Genomic DNA, 21721 nt, shown 5'->3' on the forward strand with positions numbered 1-21721 from the left:
CGCGGTGAGATCAAATGAAAAGCAAAAATCCCACTAGCAGAGCCAACAACCATGCGACACTGACGCTTTGGATCACCGTTGCGACGGGGGATGGCGAATCTCCGCTGGCAATGTACGAGGCCGACAACCACAAGATGACTTGCACGATCGCCCACACCAACGGCAACCAAACCATTGGGAAATCTAATCCCGACGAAATCAAGACGGCGGTGGCGACCAGCGGCAAAATCATACTCGCCATACCCGACGCCAATCGGCTGCGTTGAACAATCGCGACGGCCAACAACCACAGACTGACGAGCACCGTCGAAAGTTCAATCGATCCCACTGCCGCCGTCGGATCACCGAGCAACACCAAGTGTGTTTTCAATAACAAGGGAACGTGGACTGCAACGCCCAGACACGACAGGGCAACAAAACTCAGGTCAAAAATTGGCACAACAAAAGCTTGTGCCCGTCGTATCCAGCCAGCTGCATAGGGACGAGAGACGGAAAAGGTCGAGAATCGCTCGGCGTCAAAACCGAGCGTTTTCCGCAGCGTTGCAATCGAGCTTGCTTGTGAAATTGATCGAGTTCCCCGCAAAAAGAGATACGCGATACTGGAAATTGCAATCGATACGTAGGTCGTATAGGTCAAGCCATCGGCGATCGAGATTCCATGACCGGCCGCCCATCGCACGGCTGCATAGCTAACCAGCATCCAGACACAAAATCCCGAGTGATACTGGGGATTTCGCAGCGTGTACAACACAAACGCCGCCATCAAAAATCCGAACGACATCAGCGACGCCTGCGACATCGGTTCGACAAAATGAAGGATGGATTCACATACCCAAACGAAGGAAACGATCGCCGCGAGAATGCAGCCCATGACTTGCGTCAGATTGCGATCGCTGCCGTCAGATCGTTTGACCCACAACGAACCAGACCCCGCAACAGGGATGCGGTTTAATATCGAATCGGGAATACGCGTCGCTGTCATCAATGCTGCGGCGGCAGCCATCAATGCAGGGATCCAAATCGGTGACACATCGATCCACTGCATCCCGTTGAGTGCAGGGATGGCGGTGACACCGCTGACCATCCCGCAGCCAAGGGCAACGATCACATAACGGCGATCGGCAAACGCAATCGCAAACACCAAGAATGCGATCATGTTGGCCAATGAGACCCAAAACGGTGATGCAAACGACATCCACACCATGTCGCTAATCGCAATCGCACCCAAGAATACCGCGACCAGAGTCACAAAGTGCTGAACCGGTTTGCTGAATTCGATTTGGCCGAGCTTGCGAAAGCGATAACTCGCCGCGGTCAGCAAACCGAGCAGCGGCATGTAGGTAATGCCATACAGTGTAATCGGTACTCGCTCTTGCTTCAGAGCCTCGGCCGTCGTGCTGCGAAGCGTTTGCACGATGTCCGAGAACAGTGTGGGACAGCATTGGTAGGCGATCGTGGCGAAAATCAGACTGATCCAAACGAATCCGCTGTGGCGAGTGTCCTTTGCCGCCGCCGCCATCAAGATTGCGGCAAGGATCGATGTGGGAATCACTGCGTACGATGTTTCGCCGACATAGGAAAAACCGTAAAAGGACAAGACAACACCGAGGATGGTCAAAATCAATCCGCAAAACAGTGGCGTGATGATCGACCAAGGCAACGGGCGGACAAGGTCACCTGTTCGTTGGCGATACACGTTGGCCACGGTTCGTGTGGTCAACAAGACCGTGGCAGAGACCAAGACACAGCCTAGTCCAATCCACTGAATCGGGATCGCGGTGACAGTCTTAGTACCCACTAAAACAACAAATTGCAGTCCCAACATCACGATCGGCAAAAAGCCAAAAATGCGAGGCAGTTGATGAGTTTCAGCTAACCAAAAAGTATGCCGGTTCACTTTCATCACACCGGCGGTGAACACCAACCAACAAACGGCGGTAAACGTCATCGCGGCCATCGGTGTCGATACACTAGGCACCGCACCGGCAACACACAACAGGCAAAAGCTGATCAAGAAAGTCGTCTGTCGTCCACGCAGGAAATGATCCAGAATGCGACTCGAGGCAAACCACAACAACCCCGTTGCCGGTAACAACAGCATCGCAAATTCGACCACTTGCCAACCTTCTTGCAATGCCGTCCCCGCTGACAACCACGTCAACGCAAGAAAACAAACGGGCAGTAGCAACAATGTCAATGAATACAGCACCCGGTAGGTGGCGTTGAGTTTCAAGCGTTTGCGGGCCACGTTGCCAGCAACAAAGACGACACCGGTATAGGCTAGGATTGTTAGGTACTTGAGTGTCAGCGTCCATTCAGGCCACGCTTTGGTGACCAGCATCAGCGAAGATCCGAAGACGATCGCCGCCCCCATCACGAGCATCCACTTGATGTTCTTTTCTTGAAAGAAGCGATTCAGAACGTTTTCCAAAAACGACGGTTGGCTGCCTACTTCTCTCGCCAAAATCACCGGCTCGTTTGACACCCCATCTCGATCGTCAGACATGGGAAACGAGGAATCGATCGTATGAAAGTTTGCTTCTGACATGGCCTGAGTCCGCCCAAGGAAAGGAAGGAAGGTTGTTGTGCTTGCCCTTCCTTAAACAAACCTTATGCCAAGCGGCGGAAGAAAACTGCAACGTGTTTGCAGTAAAGCGTTTACGGCGATTTGCTGTGCCGAGTCAGAGACCAAGTGCAGTCGGGTGACTGCGGCAGATTGCAGTCGAATGACTGCGTACAACATCGTCATCGTCCGGCTGTAGAACCGATTTGCTATGCCATTCGGCAAAGTGATCCCATTAGGACATTAAGACAATTGACGATCAGCGGCGTCAGACGTAGGTTTATTGCCACCGATCCGCTTTCCACGCCGCTCCGCAATACGATACCAAACATGTCACAATGCCCCTCGTGCAACCAGGAAATTGCAACGGATGCATCCGCTTGTCCCGCGTGTGGGGCAACATTGCAACCGAGTTCACCACAACCTTCACCCTATGCCTCTCCTACGATGACGCCGCCTGCTCCGGTGTACGCAACTGAGGTCAGTGAGGGTGATGGCACCGGCGGAGTCATTCCCTACAAAAACCCGAAAGCCCTGATTGCTTACTACTTGGGAATTCTTAGCGGATTGCCATTGATCGGATTTCCGATTGGAATCGCCGCGTTCGTGCTTGGAATTCAAGGGTTGCAAGCGAGGAAAAGGAACCCGGTGATCAAAGGTAGCGTGCACGCCGGGATCGGAATTGGCTGCGGTGCAATCTTTACGATCTTGTGGGGCCTCGTCATCGTTTTGATTGTTTTCGCGCTGTTGGCCGGAAAGTAAACCATGGGTTGACGCCCAATGGATTAGCGCCGCCATCGCTTCGCGATTGAGTTTTATAGCCGCGGCTAGCGGCGGCAGCACTTAGCTGCGGGCGTAAGCCCGCAGTTTCGATGCATCGACATATGCAGAGCCGCGAAGCGGCGGCAGCAATACATCTACAGGATGCTTACGCTTTTTGCACCTGAGTTCGCTTGCCCGATTGGATGCTCTCATAGATCGCTTCGATCGCCAATAAATCTCGCAGTCCCTCTTCGCCTGATACGCTGCTTTGACGGTCTTCGAGGATGCATTTTGCGAACGCATCCATCTCGGCTGCGAATTGGTCGATTTGATCAAATTGGATCGGGCCGTCTTTGCTCTCGCCCTTGATCCCTTTGTAGCTGTAGGCAGGGTCGAGGCCCAGCCAACCTGATTGGCCGTAGGCGTTAAAACGATTGATTCCGTTAAACGCGTACGAGGTGCTGCAATAACAATTCACGCCGCTGGGCATTGTCATCGTCCAGGTGATCGTTTCGTCGACCTCGGCAAACTTCTTAGGATTCATCTTGGTTTCTTGTGCCGTCACCGCGACCGGTTCTTCGCCTGTCAGAAAACGACATGCCTGAAGCGCGTAGATCCCCACGTCCATCAACGCGCCGCCTCCGGCCAAGTCGGCCTTTAGTCGCCACTGGTTCGGGTCACCAATCTTGAATCCAAATCCCGCTTCGATCGCATGCAGTGGTCCGTATTTTCCGGACTGAACCGTTTCGCGGCAATACAAATGATGCGGCTCGAATTGACAACGATAACCGACCGCAAGTTTGCGATTGTTCTGCTTGCAGGCCGCGATCATCTCGCGACAATCTGCACTGCTGTTGGCCATCGGTTTTTCACAAAGCACGTGTTTGCCCGCGTTCGCACCTCGCACCGTGAACTCTTTGTGCATCCCGTTGGGCAGCACGATGTAGACGACATCGATGTTGTCGTTCGCAGCGATCTTGTCGAAGTTTTCGTAGTTGTAAATATTCTCGGGCTTGATCGAATACTTGTCCGCCCAGATTTTTTCTTTCTCCGGCGTCCCTGTGACGATTCCAGCAAGCTTCGCATGCTTGGTTTTCTGCAATGCCGGAGCGATTTGATTGGTGCTCAGACTGCCCAGTCCGACCAAGGCAAAATTGACCGTTGTTTTTTCGTCAGCGGCACGCGCATTTGCTTGGCTAAGTAGCGTCGAGGCGGTGAGTGCTGCCGTGGATCCGAGCATCGTTCTGCGACTGAGTGTCATGTTTCGCCTGCTAGAGAATGGGGAATCGAATAGGGAGCAGCGACAGCAATGTAAAACCAGGGCCAGCATGGTTTTGCCTGCTCGTGTCATGCCGCATCAGCGGTTCTCTCTATTTGAATCGCTCGGATTTCCCGTAACAAGAGTGTTTTGGCTCCATTTACACGCGGCAGTCCAGCGACGTGAGGTGCGATTGCGATAAGACGTCCAGTCCATCGAAGCAGCACGAAACACCACACGATGCTCGTGCCAGACAATTCGCCGGGCGACCTCGAACAGAATCGTTTCCAGGGTGTGAACACAGATACGACGCACGTTGCCCCACTCCGCCGAAAGCTTGCCTTTCTGGCTCTGCTGAAACACTACATGAGCTCGTTCGTCACGCAAGATCCGTCGGCAGATCCCGCGCAACGTGGGCGAATCGGTTGCTCGCATCAATGCCAGGTAGTACACCTGAGCCAAAATTTCGGCGGTAACCAATACGGAGATCGAAGTTCGCAGACCTGCCAAATGACGCAGAAAGCGAAAGCATCCGTCGGACCATTGCTTTTGTAATAGTGGTACTCCCTCTTGAGTCAGCAGACGTCCGAGCCATGCCGCGTGCTGATTCTCTTCTTGCAAAAACAACGTTAGTGCGGCGAGGTAATCAGGGTCGCCGGCTCGTTCGATCCACTCACGTGCACAGCGTTTGATATGACGTCCCTCGCCACTTTCGCCTAACTGGAACGTTTGCACCGAAGTGGCAATCGCAGCTCGCTCGGTCTCGGTTAGCGTTGGCGAATCCGACCAAGGGATCGTCGGCACCTCTGCCAAGTTCCGCACGAAATAGCGACTCCACTGGGCGTTGTCCCAAGACGCATAAGACGACGTGGCGGCGGGAGCAGAGCAAGTTTGTTTCCGCTCGCCGAGTTGTTGATTGTTTTGCGCTGACAGCTCAACGATCCGTTGTTGCACCGCATCAATGGTCGCATCCGGGGTCGACGTGCCAGCGGTCAGTCCGATTCGTTCACAACGATCTATCCACTCGCTCTGCAAATCATCTGCCGATTGCACATGATACGTTTGGCACCCCGAAGCGATACAGCGATCAACGAGCCGCCGCGTGTTGTTGGAATTGCTGCCGCCGACCACCACAACCACATCGACTTGTTCACATAGCAGATCAACCGCCGCTTGCCTTTGCTTTGTCGGGCGACAAATCGTGTTGATCCAGCGAATGGATGAATCAGGGTGTTGCTCGGCGATGCGGTTGCGGCATGCGAGAGCGATTTCCTCAGGCATCGTGGTTTGACAAACAATGCCAATTTCCGATCCAAGTTGCGTGGGAACATCCGCAGGATCCGCAACGACGACCCAGCGTCCCGGTGGCAAATCTTCGACGATGCCCAGCACTTCGACATGATCCGATTTGCCGATCACGACGACGAAATAACCTCGGTCGGCTAGCATCATTGCGGCATCGTGCACACGCCGCACCAACGGACATGTTGTATCAACCAATTCCTTGCCAGCGTCGAGCAATCGTTGCCGACGTTGATTGCTGATCCCGTGTGCGGTCACCATCACGACAGGCCGATCGGGCAACGATTCGCGATCAAGTTCCGAAAGCAACTCGAATTGACGTGAACTCAATTCACGCGTCACCTCTTGATTGTGTACAAGCTCGCCATAAACCGACGTCCGCTCGGGGTGCGAAACATTCTCAGCCGTTGCCAATGCGTCTCGAACGCCGAAGCAAAACCCAAGATGCTCGGCACGAATAATTTGGACCATATGATCAGTCTCCGCGGGAAGCTTTGCATTGCAAAGTGAATGGGCAAATAAAAAGAACAAGGTTCAAGGCGAATCGGACGCCAGTCGTGTCGCGGATTTGCCCTGTGAGTTGTTGGGGTGTAGAGCGTTGATTTGTCGCTGGGCATCGCCGAGCACCCGTTGTAGTTCTGCTAGATACGCAGCAAAACTTTCGCGGCCCGCGTCGGTCAACAAACATGTGGTTTGTGGGCGTCGTGCCGCTTCGTCGCGAACTAGACGAATAAGGTTTGCATCGGCCAGTTGTTTTAAGTGCCGATTTAAATTGCCGTCGGTCAGATCACACAGACGCTTCAGTTCGTTGAACGTCAAGCCTTCGGGGGCACCCGCTAAACAGGTCATCAGCCCCAAGCGTGCTTTTTCATGCATCACCCGGTCGAGTCCTTCGTAGGCGAAGCGTCCCGAGGATGAGGGCGTCGTCGTTTGATCTTTGCGTTTCGCATCGGTCATCAGACCTGTGCCTCTTGTTTGCGAGTCTCTTGGTGCATCCGCCATGCAGCGAAGCATTGACCGCCGCCAAACGGGATGGCCATCGTCAACGGGCTCAGTGCCACGTCGCCGTGCGACAACATCAATACGCCCAAGCCACAACCGATGTACCAAATGGCGATTTGCGAAAGTGATCGCGGCAGCAGCGATGAAGCCGCAAAGATCCCCAGTCCAAGCAGCACCGACCATAGTCCCGGTAACATCCAGGCGACTTCGGGGGCGGTCACGAAGACAATCAACGTCAACGCGGCACCGACAACAATGGCAGGCGCCAATCGCGATAATACTTCCAGCGTCATTCGCCGAGCCCGCGCGGTCGGATCACGATAGTAGCGAACCGTCATATCAGCGATCACGATCAACAGAGAAACCGCAGCGACGCCAATCCAAAGCAGCAAATAGGATTCGAGGGGCGTGGGCGATGAAGTGATCAGACGCATTTGGATCGCGGCGGCAAGCAACGCGATGACGCCGGATGCCGCCGTCGGCGCAGCCCGCAACCCATCAAACGTCCGCGATCGATCGGCCACAGCCGAAATCAGATCCAATTGCTGCAGAGCCTCGTCGATTCGCATGAATATTCGGCCTGATGAGCGGGAAACAAATATTGCTTTGCATTGCAAAGTAAGCGTTTGTGCGAGCGGTGTCAAGCAAAAAAGATCATGCAATTTGGGACACCGCTCGGCAATCACCACCACTGGTTCCCAGGCTCCTGCCTGGTAACCCAATCAATTGCTGGCTCCCGCGCGCCGGTGAGCGTGCAAAGACGAGGCGGGAGCCTCGAAAGCAGTGCGCTCCCAGGCAGCAGCCTGAGGAACGAGCTTTTTTTTGGTGGCGTTCACCGCAAAGCGTTCAAACTGTTGCTGCGCTTAAGAATCAAGGATTCCGTGGATAACATGTGCGGGTTCGACGCCGGTTAGCCGAAAATCGAGGCCTTGGAATTTGTAGCTGAATCGATTGTGATCGATCCCCAACAAATGCAACATCGTGGCATGGAAATCACGGACATGCACTTTGTTTTCAACGGCGTTGTAGCCGAACTCGTCGGTCGCTCCGTAGGTGCTGCCGGCCTTGACCCCGCCGCCTGCCATCCACAGCGAGAACCCATTGATATGGTGATCTCGACCACTGCCTTGCGCCATAGGCGTGCGTCCAAACTCGCCTCCCCACACAATCAATGTATCTTCGAGCATCCCGCGTTGCTTCAAATCATTGACCAACGCAGCGGTTCCTTGATCGACCAACGACGCGGTCTTAGCCACTCCGTTTTTGACACCGCCATGGTGATCCCAGCCGCGATGGTATAGCTGGATAAATCGCACGCCTCGTTCCGCCAACCGACGGGCCAACAAACAATTGCTTCCGAACGAACCATCGCCCGGGGTACAACCATACATTTTGACAATGTGTTCGGGTTCGTCCGACATATCCGTCAATTCGGGGACCGATGTCTGCATCCGAAACGCCATCTCGTAACCGCTGATTCGAGTCGCAATTTCGGGATCATCCAGTTCTCGGTTGCGGAGGCTGTTGATCCGCGAGACGGCATCGACAATATCACGTTGTTGACGCGAACCGACGCCGGCCGGGTTGCCGACATAATGCACCGGATTTCCGGTCGCGTGCATTTGGACTCCCTGATAGCGGCTGGGCAAAAATCCCGAGTGCCATTGCCGCGAGCTGATCGGTTGACTTTGCCCTCCGCCTTCGCTGGTCAAGACGATGAAGCCGGGCAATTCCTGTGTTTCCGCACCGAGTCCATACATCACCCAGGCGCCCATCGAGGGACGGCCGCTGATCGCGGTGCCAGTATTAAAAAATGTGTGCGCCGGATCGTGGTTGATTTGCTCGGTGTGCATCGACTTGATGACGCACATGTCATCTGCGAGTGAGGTGGTATGCTTAAAAACACTCGACATCCACAATCCACTTTCGCCGTGGCGAGCAAACGGGTGTTGCGGCCCCATGACCTTCAGTGCTTTGCCTTGCAACTGAGCGATCGGTTGTCCTTCGGTCAACGATTGGGGCATCGGTTTCCCGTCGTACTTGGCCATTTCGGGCTTGTAATCGAAGGTTTCCAGATGGCTCGGCCCGCCAGCCATGTAGAGGTGTATGACTCGTTTGATACGTGGGCGGTGATGAAGACCGGCGGAGGCAAGGGGAGCTGCGGTAGCCGAGTCATTGGCTCGAAACAGCGACGTCAGCGCGATGGTCCCCAGCCCGCCTCGTCGCAGGAAGGTACGGCGTGCCATCTCGTTTTGCAGCGGGAACTGATTGCGGAACATCGTCGTCTCGATCGTTCAAGTGAGTGGAAAATAGGGCGGTCGCGGAAGTCAATTCAAGCGCTCGATTAATACCGCATCATGGTTTCGTGCAAATTCAGCAAGACGCGAGCCACGCTTGTCCAGGCCGCCAATTCTGCGGCTGGCAAATCCGTAGCGGCGGACGCGTTTCCTTCGGATACTAATTTGAGGGCCGCGTCTGGCTTGCCGGAGTAGTGGGCGAGGTGCTCGTCGTAAACCTTTCGTAATTCGCTGGCCACTGCGGGTTCAGGATTGCGAGAGAGCGTCGTTTGATAGGCCCATTCGATTCGTTGATCGACCGACGGCCCCGATTCACGCATGATTCTGGCGGCGAAAACACGAGCGGCCTCGACAAAGGTCGGATCATTCAGCAGCGATAACGCTTGTAGCGGAGTATTGGATTTTGCTCGCGCGGCCGTGCATTCTTCGCGGCTGGGTGCGTCAAACGCTTTGAGCATTGGATGTAAAAACGTACGTTGCCAATGCGTGTAAACACCGCGTCGATATTGGGTATCGCCTTGGTCGGCGACATAGGTGCGGCGAGGAAAGTTTAACTGAGCATAGTAGCCCGGTGGTTGGTACGGTCGGACACTTTCGCCTCCGATTTGCTGGACCAATAAACCGCTGATCGCCAGTGCATTGTCGCGGACCATTTCCGCGTCGATACGAAATCGGCCTTGCCGCGCAAACAGCTCGTTGTAGGGATCGAGTTTGCGAAGTTGTTCTGTTGGGCGTGAGGACCGGCGGTAGGCGTCGCTGGTGACGATCTCTCGTAGTATGTGTTTGATATCCCAGCCCGATTCGACAAATTCGACCGCCAACCAATCCAGCAGATCGGGGTAGGAGGGATACGTCCCTTGCCCGCCAAAATCATCGACGCTGGAACAGATCCCACGTCCAAACATCAGGTACCAAAGTCGATTGACCATCGTACGCGAGGTCAAAACGTTGTCAGCGCGACAAAGCCAATTCGCTAAATCAAGCCGCGTTGCGCGTCCGTTGATTTCCAGTTCTCCTAGGAACGCCGGGATCGCCGGTTCGACAATCTCGCCCGAATCGTCCATCCAATTGCCACGTGGCTGGACCCGAATGGTGCGCGGCGTGACCGACTTGCTGACCAGCGTCTGCGGGGATGATTCTTCGATCGCCGTCCGCTCGGCTCTAAGGTCGTTCAAGCGTTCTTCGAGCTCGATGACCGGCGGTGAATTGGCGAGGAAATGTTCTCGTACCGCAGCCGATTGAGTATCGTTGCGATCGCCGGGGGCGATTTGAAGAGCATCCGCAACCAATTTTGGCACGCCTTGTTCAGAGATCCAACCGGCCTTGTCCCAATAGACTTGGCCACCGAACTGAGTGAACGCCATTCCGACCACCGGCTTGTCCGCTGACAAGCCAACGTCCGCAGCGCCGATCTCGAGTCGCACCCATTTGCCGGTCTTCGGCAACTCGCCACGACGTCGGTACCCGGCCCATGATTCGGTTCGTCGGCCATAAGAAATTGCGTCACTTCCCCACACGGCTCGATGATCCCATTGGCCATCGTTTAACTGCAGCATGATGGACTGAGGAGGATTTTTGGGATCGAGGTAGACCCAAGTGAAAAAACGGGTGTCGGCAGAGATCGGGGCCGTTTTTTCGGCACCGAGAAAGAAATGTTGGACGAGCCCGTCGCTGGACTGTCGCCGCGAGGCGTCGCCACTGTGCACCGGCGCCGTGTCCGCAGTGACGAAGTTCCAGTTGCCATCACTTTTGCCACCGGTATCTTGGGCGTCATCAATCCAGACCGTTTCGACTTCGACGTTGGTCGAAATCTGTGCTTTGATCTCGGCTTCCCATTGCGGTTGGGATGCAACCAAACTTTGGCGAACCGACTGTTGTTCGGCGACAACACGGGCGATGTGTTGATCTATCGCTTCGATTTTTTTACGGTCCGATTGACTTGGTACTCGAATGCTGGGGGGACGACTGCGGGCGCCGTAGACGCCCCGTTCTTCCAGATCGGCAAAGAACGCCCCGAGCGAATAAAAGTCACGGGCGGTGTAGGGATCGTATTTGTGATCGTGACACTGGGCACAGCCCACCGTGGCTCCCATGAAGACCTGCGAAACGTTGCGAACACGGTCCGCAAAGTAGATCGAAAGGTATTCTTTGGCTTGGGCACCGCCCTCTTCGGTTGTCTGGTTCAGACGGTTGTATCCCGAGGCGACAAGTTGGTCGAGCGTTGGAGTTGGCAGCAGGTCGCCTGCTAACTGTTCACGTACAAATTGGTCATAGGGCATGTTGGCATTAAACGCATTGATGACGTAGTCGCGGTACGGCGACTGTGACACATTTTGGTCGCCGTGGTAGCCGACGGTATCCGCGTAGCGAACGAGGTCCAACCAATAGATTGCCATTCGCTCGCCGTAGCGGGGCGAATCGAGCAAGCGGTCGACCAGTTGATCGTAGGCATCGTCTCGGGTGTCGTGAACGAATGCGTTGACTTCGGCAAGCGTGGGAGGAAGTCCTGTTAAGTCAAACGACAATCGCCGAATCAAGGTAACGCGGTCCGCGGCGGGCATGGGGTCGACCGCTTCTTCGGATAACCGTCTGGCAATAAAGCGATCAATCTCGGATGAACCAACAGCATCCCCTTGCGTCGGCACCGCAGGGCGAACCAGCGGAACGTATGCCCAGTGCGGTTCGTAGACCGCGCCTTCGTCAATCCAACGACGCAGCAATGCTTGTTCGGACGCATCCAGTGTTTTGTGGGATTCCGGCGGTGGCATAATTTCATCGGGATCACTGGAAACAATCCGGCGAATGAATTCGCTTTCCGCTGCGTTGCCGGGCACGATCGCACCGCTTGCTTCGGTCGCCTCGTCCCGCAGATCCAACCGCAACCCGCCTTCGACCGTTTCGGCATCGGGGCCGTGACAGGCAAAACATTTGTCGGACAGAATCGGACGCACATCACGATTGAATCGCAGCGGTCGATCGGCGAACGCGTTGGTGCCGCCAACCAATGCAAGCAGTGCCAAAGAGAAAACAACGCTGTAGCGGATGTTGGCGGAATAAGATTCACGCATCAATTTCGATCCGAAGGTGGGACAGATAGGCGGGGTGGAGACGGCTATTTTAACAAGTTCCGCGTGGTCCCATGCATGCTTCTGCTACTTTGTTAGCGGTGTAGATCGCGGCCAATGTCATCTACTCTTGTAGTGGGGCTCGCCCGAGTTTCTGGTGCTTCAACAGCAAATTCAGGAATTCGGGCGAGTCGCACGACTCGAACATCACTCGATGCGAGTCAGAGACGGTGCATTGGCACGCCGCCGCTCGGCTCGGATCGGTTGTGAGCAAACGAAAAAAGGCTGGCGTCTCTTTTGATAGAAACGCCAGCCCGAATTTGATGTTCAGCTTAGAGAGTCAGACTATCGGCCGCGATAGTACTGGCTTGGAGCGGTCGCTCCGTTGGGATAAACGATTTGGCGGCCTTGGGTTGGAGCGGGAGTCTGCGGTTTGGCAGGTGCTTTTGGTGCAGGTTCCTTGGGTTCGCTAGCCAAATTCCAACGTTTGCCGTTCAGACCCGATTGTGGGTTCCAGTCAACACCGGGGACGAACAGAATCGATGCGATGCTGCTGCCGTTAATGGTGGCGATGCCCCATTCGGTTTCGACCGTGACGAGTTTGACGTCGGTTGCACCGGTGATCGAGTCACCGTTGAGCATCACGACGGTGGTCGATGCATCGTCAGCCGATGCAAACTTGATTCCGGCAACTTCCGAGAGAGGAATGTTGGCAACACCGAACGAGGTTTGCATGTCCAGCTGCGTGGTGTCTGTCAACGTGCCCTTGATTACGGTCTTGCTAATCAAGTCAACGCTGACGCTCAGCGGGCGTACTTTACTGCTTGTGACAACTGCTTTGGCAACCGGTTGGGCCTTGGCAACCACGTCAGCCTTTTTGGCTGGTACGGCCTTGGTTTCGTCATCAGCGAATCCGTTTAGACCGAGTGTCGACGACGAGATTGCGGCAACCGCGAAACAAGCAACGAGATTCTTGAGCGAAAAAGGAAATGACATCTTCTGGGAAACTCCAAAATGGAAGTAGGTGGAAAGCTGTATTGGGAAAGGTGGTGATCGTATGGGCGACTGTCCCCCCCGTCTGCTACATTGAATCTAGGTGCCAACCCATCGAAGTCTAATTTGAAGTGCCTATCTTTCTCCAACCCATCGATCTGTTGCTTGCGAAATCGGGACAACCGACAAAATGCGAATTTGCATTAAAAAACCACCCGCTGCAAACGATTTGCGAGCGGGTGGTTTTGTTTGATGTTTCAGCGAATTGAACGCGTCAATTCGTCTGCAAGTCGTTTGGCGAACTAGCTACCGCAAGCACACGATGTTGCTTCCGAGCCACACGAGCTGCACGCAGCAGCGGCAGGAGCCGAGCCGCATGCTTCGCAACCCGCAGCGGGTGCTGCAGGAGCCGAGCATCCACAACCGCTGCCCGCTGCCGAAGCGGCGTCCGCGTCGCAGCAGAGGTTGATGGTTTCTTCGACCAAGCGAGGAACCATCTTGCAAACTTGAACTTTTTGCTCTTTGTTTGCAATCACGGGAACGCACACGGTGTACTCTTCGACTTGTTCTTCTGGAACACGGTCGTAACGAGTCACGGTGTAAGGCTCGACAACGTGCTCAGGAACGTTGTAGGTGTAGCTGACTTCCTTGGTACGTTTTTCGGTGCGATAAGAAACGTGAGGAATCGTTTCAGTCTTGGTAACCGTGGCGTACTCGAGTTGCTTCAGCATACGAGTGCGAATTTCGTCAGTGTACTTGACCACTTTACGCATACGAGTGCGGGTTTCGTCGACGTAAACGACCGATTTTTTGGTGCCGGTGCGAGTTTCGGTACGGTAGACCACTTTGGTGCATTCGTAAGGAACTTGCTCGCTTTGTTGTTCGTAAACGGTGTAGCTGACATCTTGCGAACGAGTGGTGGTGCCGGAGACAGCCACTTTCTCGGTTACAACGTTCGGAACCCAAACACGTTTGGTGGTGGTGCCACAAGCACCCACTGCGGATTGGCTGACACCGGCGATCGAAGCGCCGTTGCCGCAACCACCATTGGATCCACAACCGCCACAGCTACCGCACGCCGAGCTGCTACCGCACGCCGAGCTGCAGCTCGAAGCACAACCGCCGCAGGATCGTTTGCAGTGACCGCGAAACAGGCCACATCCATGGCGGTGACCGACCGATGAACCACAGCCGCCCATCATGCCATTGCCATAGCTGCTTCCGCTTCCGCACCCGGCGGGGGCGGAGGTGGCGGCAACCACTTGTTCTTCCCAATGACCGTAGTCTTTGGTGACCGTTTTCATTGTGGTCGTAGGCACACAGTATTCGATGGTGCGTGTTTTCGACACTGGAACCGCGTTTACGACGGTGTGCATGCGTTGTTCAGTGACAACTTGAGGAACACAAACAGTGTAGGTGAAGGTTTCATCTTGCAGCTGAGGAACCTTGACGGTGTATTCCTCAGGGACTTCGACGAGTTGTGGAACCCGCACGGTGTACTCTTCGGGAACTTCCTTCCAAACCGGTACCGATTCGGTGACTTCGACGGTCTTTTCTGATTTCTCAGGGACCAGCACGCTGTATTCGACGGTTTTGGTTTCGGTTACGGGTTTGTTGACGACCTTGGTGCGATAACGCTCTTCGGTCACAGGGACGGTCTTGTAGACCGTCTTGGTGCGATGACGCACTTCATTACGGTTTTCCGTAGCACACACGATGCGTGTTTCGGTGACATATTTCGGTTCCAAAACAACACGATAGTTTTTCACCGGTTGGCACAACGATTCGCCACCGAGGGATGTTGCTGGACCGGTTGAACCGCCAAGTTCGGTTGCACATCCGGCACCTGAACTCATTGCAGCACCGCAATCGGCGGCACTGCTACAGCCAGCACCCGTCGAAACGGTACCGCTAGCACAAGGATCACTGCATCCGCCACACGAGAGGCAGCCGCCAGCCTGAGCGACGCTGGATACAACCAACGCCAAACAGATGGCCGAGAAATTTGCAAACCACTTCACAGTTGTCACGCTCCAAAAACGTATAGGGTAAGAATTTTACGAAGTGCCAAGCCATGACCAGTGGCTTAGCCGGTAGCCGATCCCCCGAGCGACATAGACGAGACTAAATGGGGATCATCCAGTTGCAATCCTTGACCCGCAAAAAAGTCGAGATTCGTTTCCACCCCACCGATGTATCCCTTTTTCGCACGCGACCCCACCAGCATAATCGCAAAAATCGCTACATCAGATGTTCCTGACCGTTTTCCGGAGAAAGCTGTAGGAACAAGCAAACAAACAACCGCAAACGTCGGATGCTGAACTAGTTTCAATCGGACGAGTCTTGGTCAATCGCTGGGGATCTCGTCATCAAGCTCCATTTTTCCACATCTTCTTCTGCAGGAATGACGTTCGTGAAGACGTACAAACTGACTCTCAAATCGACTCGTCTCTGTCGCCTAGGGCACTATGTCGCATCTGGCTGTTTGATCATTGCCGGAGCTTCGCTCACCTCGAGTACGACTTCGGCTGCACCGCCGCAAGAGCCTGTGGTCGCTCGCGTCGAGATGAAGTTGACCGATGGCGAGAAAGTCGCCGATGTGATCGAAAAAGGCGATTTGTTGACCGTCATCGAAGAACGTGACAACGATTACGTGATCCTGACTCACGATGGATCCCGCGGCGCCGTCGACAAGGTGAACGCGGTCCGGCTAGCCGAATCGACTGATATTTACACAGATTTGATCGAGCGGAATCCTGACGAAGGACGTTTTTTGACACTCCGTGCGTCCGCGTGGTGGGCGCTCGGCAAAAGCGAAAAGGCGGTCGAGGACTTTGATCAAGCGATCAAGCTTGGCTACAAAGAACCGCATGCGTATTCGAGCCGCGGGCTGTTCCACGCAGCGATTGGCAACTTTGACAAAGCCATCGCCGATTACAACATGGCGCTCGAGCTTGATCCCGAATCGATCGCACCGCTGATCAACCGTGCGGCGGTTTACATGGCGCAAGGTGAGGTCGAAAAAGCGATCAAAGATTACACTGCGGCACTAAAGAGCAAACCCGCAAATGCGTCGCTACTGCGTCAGCGTGCGATCGCATTGAAAGCGGCCGGCAAACTCGATCAAGCCATCGAGGATTTCGATTCGATCCTGCAAGCCAACGAAAAAGACGTCGATGCGATCTCGGGTCGCGGGTACATCTATTTTCAACAGGGCAACCACGAGGCTGCGGTCAAAGATTTCTCGCGGGTCATCGAACTCACTCCGGAATCCGCGGTCGCGTTCAATAACCGTGGCTACAATCAATTCCAGCTCGGAAACGCTGCGGACGCGCTGGCCGACTATGACAAAGCGATTGAATTGGCACCTCAGTACGGCTTGGCCCTACAAAACCGAGCTTGGTTGCTGACGACGGCCGAGGACACCTCTCTTCGCGATCCGGCCAAGGCGATCGAATCGGCCAAAGCGGCCTGTGAACTCAGCGATTATAGCAATCTGGGCGATCTGTCTGCGTTGGCCGCAGCCTTTGCAGCGGACGGTAAATTCGAAGAGGCGATCGGGTGGCAGGAGAAAGTTGTTGAAAACGCTCCTGAACCGCATCAAGAGTTCGCCAAGAAAATATTGCAGCGTTACCAGGACAAAAAGCCGTTTTCCGCTAACCCCGACGAAGCAGATGTGGCATCGGAAAACGATCCCTCCAAAGACGATGTGGCGACGGCGACCCAATCCGGCTCGTAAACGAGATGCCGATGGAACAAGATCCAACGGCAACTTCAAACGCTTCCCGGCAAAGACGACGCTCAGCGTCGCCCCGCTAAAGATTTACCGGCCCGCTAAAGATTTACCGCCCCGCTAAGGATCTGCCGGCGAGTACAACCGCCGATGGGATTGGCCGTCTAGCGACGCGAACGAACCTGCTGGAATGTTGCAGAGCGGGGCATCTTGGGGGACATCGGTGGCCAACCGTTTCATTATGATGGAGCATCGATTATTCTAGGCTCTCGTTCGTGGGCGTGCCCGGCAATCATGCCGGGGAACCCGCCCAGGCGGCCTCGCAACTTCCATCCTATCTCAGCAGTGGTTATCAACAGTGATCTTGTTGTCTCGAATACGTCGCGCGGTATGGACCGCATCGATTTTTTCACTGTTCGCAACCCCAGCATGGGCTCAAGTCTTTGACAGTGTGGAATCAGCGAATGCCGATCCTGATTTCTTGGTCCAAGGCGAATACGTTAGTGATACCCAAGGGCTGCAAGTCATCGCGCGAGGCGATGGCGAATTCGATTTGGTCGTTTATGAAGGCGGATTACCCGGTGCTGGCGGCGATACCAGCTCACCACGACGGATCGAAGGCGACGCCGATGTGGTTGCCGACTTGGTCGAAGCGATGGAGCTTAAAAAGGTCCAACGGAAAAGCCCGACGCTGGGTTCCAAACCGCCGCACGGCGCGACAGTGTTGTTTGATGGCACCAAAAAATCGATCGATCAACATTGGCGAAATGGGAAGCTGATTGCACCCGGTTTGCTTGGCGTCGGTACGACGACCACCGAAACGTTTGGCGATTACCGATTACATCTCGAATTCAAAACGCCGTTTATGCCCAAGGCGACCGGCCAGGGGCGGGGCAATAGCGGCGTCTATCACCAAGGCCGCTACGAGACGCAAGTGCTTGATTCGTTTGGACTCGAAGGAAAAGACAACGAGGCGGGAGGGATTTATACGGTCAGCGCTCCTGCGGTCAACATGTGTCTCCCGCCGCTGTCGTGGCAAACCTACGATGTTGACTTTACCGCCGCTCGTTTCGATGACCAAGGCAAGAAGACATCCGATGCCAGGATGACGGTCCGTCTGAACGGCGTGATTGTGCAGAACAATGTGGTCATCCCTGAAGCCACAAAAGGAGCTCCGCTGAAGGAATCCGCTGCACCGGGGCCGATTCATTTGCAAAATCACGGCAACCCCGTTCGTTACCGCAACATTTGGATTGTTCCGGTCGACACACAGCGTGAAGCTCGACGACCGATCGTTGCAGGTTTCGAACGTTTCTATGCCAGCAGTAGTGAGCCCGCTGCTGTCGCGGGCGAGTTGCTGATCAATGCGTTGGCATGCGATGCATGCCACGCCGCCGACACCTTCGCCGATTTGCCGGCTAAACGTGGCCCCGATCTGTCGGCGGTTGCGGGACGTGTGCGTGTCGATGCGATCGTTGAAATGATCACTAATCCGCATCAGTTCAAACCCGGCACCACGATGCCAGATCCCTGGGTGGATCTCAGCCCCGAGGAACGTCGCCAGAAGGCGGAGGCGATCACCAGTTTCTTGGTGAGCAAGGGATCCAAGGGGCTGCGAGACCGCTCCGCTCCGAAAAGCTTGATCAAGACCGGGCGGAAACTGTATCAAACCGTCGGCTGTGTTGCCTGTCATGCGGCGGACCCCAAGTCCACGAGCGCCGCGATCTCAAGTACCTCGGTACCGCTCGCGGGCGTTGCCAAGAAATACACCCTTACCTCGCTGGCCGATTTCCTTAGCGAGCCGCATGTCACACGTCCGGGTGTTCGAATGCCGGGCTTTGTCGGAACCGAAAAGGAAGCGGCCGCTATTGCCGCCTACTTGCTGGGGGATACCGTCGTGCAATCGGGGATCGGCAAATTCAAGCGTCGTATTTATCGCGGCGACTGGAACCGGTTGCCCGACTTCAGCAAGCTGCAACCCGAAACCACCGATGAGGTGTCGGGGCTGAAAATCGACGACATCAAACCAAAGCTCCACTATGCGGTCGTCTTCGATGCGAGCCTGTCGATTGGCAAAGAAGGCGAATACACGTTTCGAGTCAAAAGCGATGACGGCAGCCGTTTGTTCATCGATGGCACTGAAATCGCCGAAAACGACGGGATTCATCCAGTGACCACCGCCACCGGTTCGGTCAAGTTAAGCAAAGGCCTGCATACGCTGACGCTAAAGTATTTGCAAAAAGCGGGGCCCGCGGCACTCAGCCTTGAATACGAAGACCACGAAATCGGATGGACGCCGGTGGAATTGGTGGTTGTCGATCCGGAAAACCCTGTCTCGTTGGATTTTCTACCCAGCCAATATGTGCCCGATCCTTCGCTTGCCGAAAGCGGCCAACAGCTGTTCCAAGCGGTGGGCTGTGCAAACTGTCATGCGTTCACCGGAACATCGAGCACGTTGGTCGCAAAACCGCTGAACCAACTCGATTTGAATCGCGGCTGTTTGGCCGACGACGTTCCCACACGTCCACAGGGCGTGGTGGATTTCGAGTTGAATTCGCCTCAGCGGGCTGCGATCACCGTGGCGATCGAGCAACGAAAACAATCGGGCGTGCCCACGGTCGACGATGCCACTCGTGTGCACGTGACCATGGCTGCGATGAATTGTTACGCGTGTCACAAACGCGGTACGGTCGGAGGCCCCGAATCGATCCGCGAATCCGCCTTCACTGGCACCACGCCCGAAATGGGACTCGAGGGTCAAGTGCCTCCGCCGCTTGATGGCGTGGGCGATAAATTGACCGATTCGTATATGAAAACAATTCTGCAGAACGGAGCGAACGAGCGGCCTTATATGCTGACGCGAATGCCGGCGTTTCGTTACGAGCATTTGAAAGCGATGCACGAATCGATCAATAAACTCGATCGCAAAGGCGACGATGATCCGATTGCGACGGAACCAGCGACCAACAACCAAATCGCAGGAGGACGTCAGTGTGTTGGCAATCGCGGTTTGGCGTGCATCAAATGTCACAGCTACAATGGCAACAAAGGAGGCGGCATCGGAGCGATTGATATGCTGAAGATGACCACGCGTTTGCGTCCCGAGTGGTTCCATCGCTATTTGCTCGACCCGCCACTGTATCGTCCTGGGACTCGGATGCCCAAAAGTTTCGTGGATGGTGAATCGCCACTGGCGGAACTGTACGGTGGCAATCCCGATAAGCAAATCGACGCGATTTGGAAATATTTACTTGAAGGCGACAAGGCCAAAGAGCCCGAGGGTTTGACCCAGGGAGCGATCTTGTTGGCGGCCAATGCGAAGCCGTTGATTTACCGTAACTTCTTTACCGACGTCAGTGCCCGTGGTATCGGTGTGGCGTATCCCGGTGACGTGAACTTGATCTGGGACGCCGAACAGATGTCGCTTGCGAAGCTGTGGAAGAACAGCTTCATTGACGCATCGTTGCACTGGGTCGCTCGAGGCAAAGGACGCCAGCAACCATTGGGCGATGCCGTCGTGCGGATTGACATGGCGATGCCACTTGCGGTCCTGCCGGAAAGCGATGCTGCATGGCCGAGTGAAACGGCACGTGAACTTGGCTACAAATTTAAAGGGTACACACTGGATGCGAGCGGTTTGCCAACGTTCCGTTACCAGATCAACGGTTACTCAATCGAAGATAAACCGGTAGCGAAAAACGTCGACGGTGTTAAATCGTTGGAACGGCATTTTACTGTCACACGTACGGCCGATGCATCAGGGACGCTCGTTTCGCGTTTTGCAAACGGAGCTATCAAATCCAGCGAAGGCGGAGTGGTCACGCTTGCCAACGGAGTCCGGATGACGATCGAGGGTGTGTCGGTACAGCAAGTAGGCGAAGGTGATGCGGCCGAATTGCGTGCCGTGGTCCCGCCCGGCGAGTCGGTCTCGTTCAAGCAAACCATTCATTGGTAAACGCCAACTTCGCCCCCAACCCTTATCGCTCGCTTTTTGCATTGCAAAGCGTCGTCACGCGGCGCTTCCGTCAAACTTATTTTTCCTCATTCGATTCCGTAGCACCACCGATGAATCTGTTTCAACGCTTCACCGCTTCGTCGCTTTTCCTTTTGTGCGTCACCCCCTTGGTTGATGCCCAGGATTTGCCGAAGGAATCGGATTACTACACAATCACGACTTTTGAAACGCCGCAGGATGAAACGATCGAAGCGTGCGGATTCGAGTTGCTCGACGATGGACGGTTGGCAGTGTGTTCACGCCGAGGCGACATCTTTGCGGTCAACGATCCGTTTGCGAAAGAGGTCTCGCAATCCCAGTTCAAGTTATACGCTCGCGGTTTGCATGAACCATTGAGTTTGGCGTCGCGTGACGGTTGGCTCTACGCAGTCCAACGCCCCGAAGTCACTCGGATGAAAGACACCGATGGCGACGGCGCGGCGGATGTTTTTGAAACTTATGCCGATGGCTGGGGAATCTCGAGCGATTACCACGAATACGCGTTTGGGTCCAAATTCGATCAGGACGGAAACCTGATCGTCACGCTCTGTTTGACCGGATCGTTTAGCAGCACGGTGCCTTACCGCGGCTGGGCAATGAAGATCACGCCCGAAGGAGAAACGATTCCGTTTTGCAGCGGCGTTCGCTCGCCGGGCGGCGTCGGAGCCAACCTCGAGGGCGACGTTTTCTATACCGATAACCAGGGACCGTGGAACGGCACGTGTGGTTTGAAGTGGCTGCGTCCGTGGTGG

At 55.0% G+C, this 21721-nt stretch carries 13 protein-coding genes; 4 read left to right on the plus strand and 9 right to left on the minus strand.

Annotated features, from left to right (window positions below; genetic code table 11):
* Positions 1-10: 10 nt before the first annotated feature.
* Positions 11-2506 carry a hypothetical protein gene (locus tag RMSM_RS21510; RefSeq protein WP_144057838.1) on the minus strand — a complete coding sequence of 832 codons (2496 nt, stop codon included), beginning with the start codon at positions 2504-2506 and terminating at the stop codon, positions 11-13.
* A gap of 387 nt (positions 2507-2893) precedes the next feature.
* Here RMSM_RS21510 and RMSM_RS21515 point away from each other — a divergent pair, with 387 nt between their 5' ends.
* A complete protein-coding gene (locus RMSM_RS21515) occupies positions 2894-3325 on the plus strand; it encodes a zinc ribbon domain-containing protein (RefSeq protein ID WP_144057839.1) in 432 nt (143 codons plus the stop codon).
* Between the two features lie 166 nt (positions 3326-3491).
* On the opposite strand, the gene RMSM_RS21520 is transcribed toward RMSM_RS21515, so the two are convergent.
* The 8 genes from RMSM_RS21520 to RMSM_RS21555 all read right to left on the minus strand — a co-directional run bounded on the left by RMSM_RS21520 (position 3492) and on the right by RMSM_RS21555 (position 15263).
* Positions 3492-4565 (minus strand): Gfo/Idh/MocA family protein, encoded by a 1074-nt coding sequence (locus RMSM_RS21520; RefSeq protein WP_236622241.1) that lies wholly within the window; start codon positions 4563-4565, stop codon positions 3492-3494.
* 117 nt (positions 4566-4682) lie between these two features.
* Positions 4683-6356, minus strand: coding sequence for a 4-hydroxy-3-methylbut-2-enyl diphosphate reductase (gene ispH / locus RMSM_RS37200; RefSeq protein ID WP_008701229.1), 1674 nt, complete (start codon positions 6354-6356; stop codon positions 4683-4685).
* 63 nt (positions 6357-6419) lie between these two features.
* A complete protein-coding gene (locus RMSM_RS21530) occupies positions 6420-6842 on the minus strand; it encodes a transcriptional regulator (protein ID WP_008701231.1) in 423 nt (140 codons plus the stop codon).
* Positions 6842-7456, minus strand: coding sequence for a hypothetical protein (locus tag RMSM_RS21535; protein WP_052031739.1), 615 nt, complete (start codon positions 7454-7456; stop codon positions 6842-6844). The genes RMSM_RS21530 and RMSM_RS21535 overlap by 1 nt, the downstream gene beginning before the upstream one ends.
* Positions 7457-7750: 294 nt before the next feature.
* Positions 7751-9166 (minus strand): DUF1501 domain-containing protein, encoded by a 1416-nt coding sequence (locus RMSM_RS21540; RefSeq protein WP_008701234.1) that lies wholly within the window; start codon positions 9164-9166, stop codon positions 7751-7753.
* Positions 9167-9231: 65 nt separating this feature from the next.
* A complete protein-coding gene (locus tag RMSM_RS21545) occupies positions 9232-12252 on the minus strand; it encodes a PSD1 and planctomycete cytochrome C domain-containing protein (protein ID WP_008701236.1) in 3021 nt (1006 codons plus the stop codon).
* 342 nt (positions 12253-12594) lie between these two features.
* Complete coding sequence (locus RMSM_RS42885) at positions 12595-13245, minus strand: RNA-binding protein (protein WP_008701242.1); 651 nt, start codon at positions 13243-13245, stop codon at positions 12595-12597.
* 299 nt (positions 13246-13544) lie between these two features.
* Entirely contained in the window at positions 13545-15263 is a 1719-nt protein-coding gene (locus RMSM_RS21555; protein ID WP_008701246.1) for a ferredoxin, read from the minus strand.
* Between the two features lie 392 nt (positions 15264-15655).
* Between RMSM_RS21555 and RMSM_RS21560 the strand changes: the two genes are divergently transcribed.
* From RMSM_RS21560 to RMSM_RS21570, 3 genes are all read left to right on the plus strand, one after another.
* Entirely contained in the window at positions 15656-16981 is a 1326-nt protein-coding gene (locus RMSM_RS21560) for a tetratricopeptide repeat protein (RefSeq protein ID WP_236622242.1), read from the plus strand.
* A 352-nt stretch (positions 16982-17333) separates the two neighbouring features.
* The gene (locus tag RMSM_RS21565) at positions 17334-20930 is read left to right on the plus strand and encodes a 3-keto-alpha-glucoside-1,2-lyase-like domain-containing protein (protein ID WP_008701252.1); all 3597 of its coding nucleotides are present in this window, start codon (positions 17334-17336) and stop codon (positions 20928-20930) included.
* A 110-nt stretch (positions 20931-21040) separates the two neighbouring features.
* Positions 21041-21721, plus strand: a 681-nt coding sequence (locus tag RMSM_RS21570) for a DUF7133 domain-containing protein (protein ID WP_040768771.1), incomplete at its 3' end; no start/stop codon positions are given.

Origin of the sequence: Rhodopirellula maiorica SM1 (assembly GCF_000346295.1) — a bacterium.
Classification (GTDB): Bacteria; Planctomycetota; Planctomycetia; order Pirellulales; family Pirellulaceae; genus Novipirellula; species Novipirellula maiorica.

Coding starts and splice junctions, on each gene's coding strand:
- RMSM_RS21510 (WP_144057838.1), bottom strand. CDS start 2,506: ATGTCTGACGATCGAGATGGGGTGTCAAACGAGCCGGTGATTTTGGCG.
- RMSM_RS21515 (WP_144057839.1), top strand. CDS start 2,894: ATGTCACAATGCCCCTCGTGCAACCAGGAAATTGCAACGGATGCATCC.
- RMSM_RS21520 (WP_236622241.1), bottom strand. CDS start 4,565: ATGCTCGGATCCACGGCAGCACTCACCGCCTCGACGCTACTTAGCCAA.
- ispH (WP_008701229.1), bottom strand. CDS start 6,356: ATGGTCCAAATTATTCGTGCCGAGCATCTTGGGTTTTGCTTCGGCGTT.
- RMSM_RS21530 (WP_008701231.1), bottom strand. CDS start 6,842: ATGACCGATGCGAAACGCAAAGATCAAACGACGACGCCCTCATCCTCG.
- RMSM_RS21535 (WP_052031739.1), bottom strand. CDS start 7,456: ATGCGAATCGACGAGGCTCTGCAGCAATTGGATCTGATTTCGGCTGTG.
- RMSM_RS21540 (WP_008701234.1), bottom strand. CDS start 9,166: ATGTTCCGCAATCAGTTCCCGCTGCAAAACGAGATGGCACGCCGTACC.
- RMSM_RS21545 (WP_008701236.1), bottom strand. CDS start 12,252: ATGCGTGAATCTTATTCCGCCAACATCCGCTACAGCGTTGTTTTCTCT.
- RMSM_RS42885 (WP_008701242.1), bottom strand. CDS start 13,245: ATGTCATTTCCTTTTTCGCTCAAGAATCTCGTTGCTTGTTTCGCGGTT.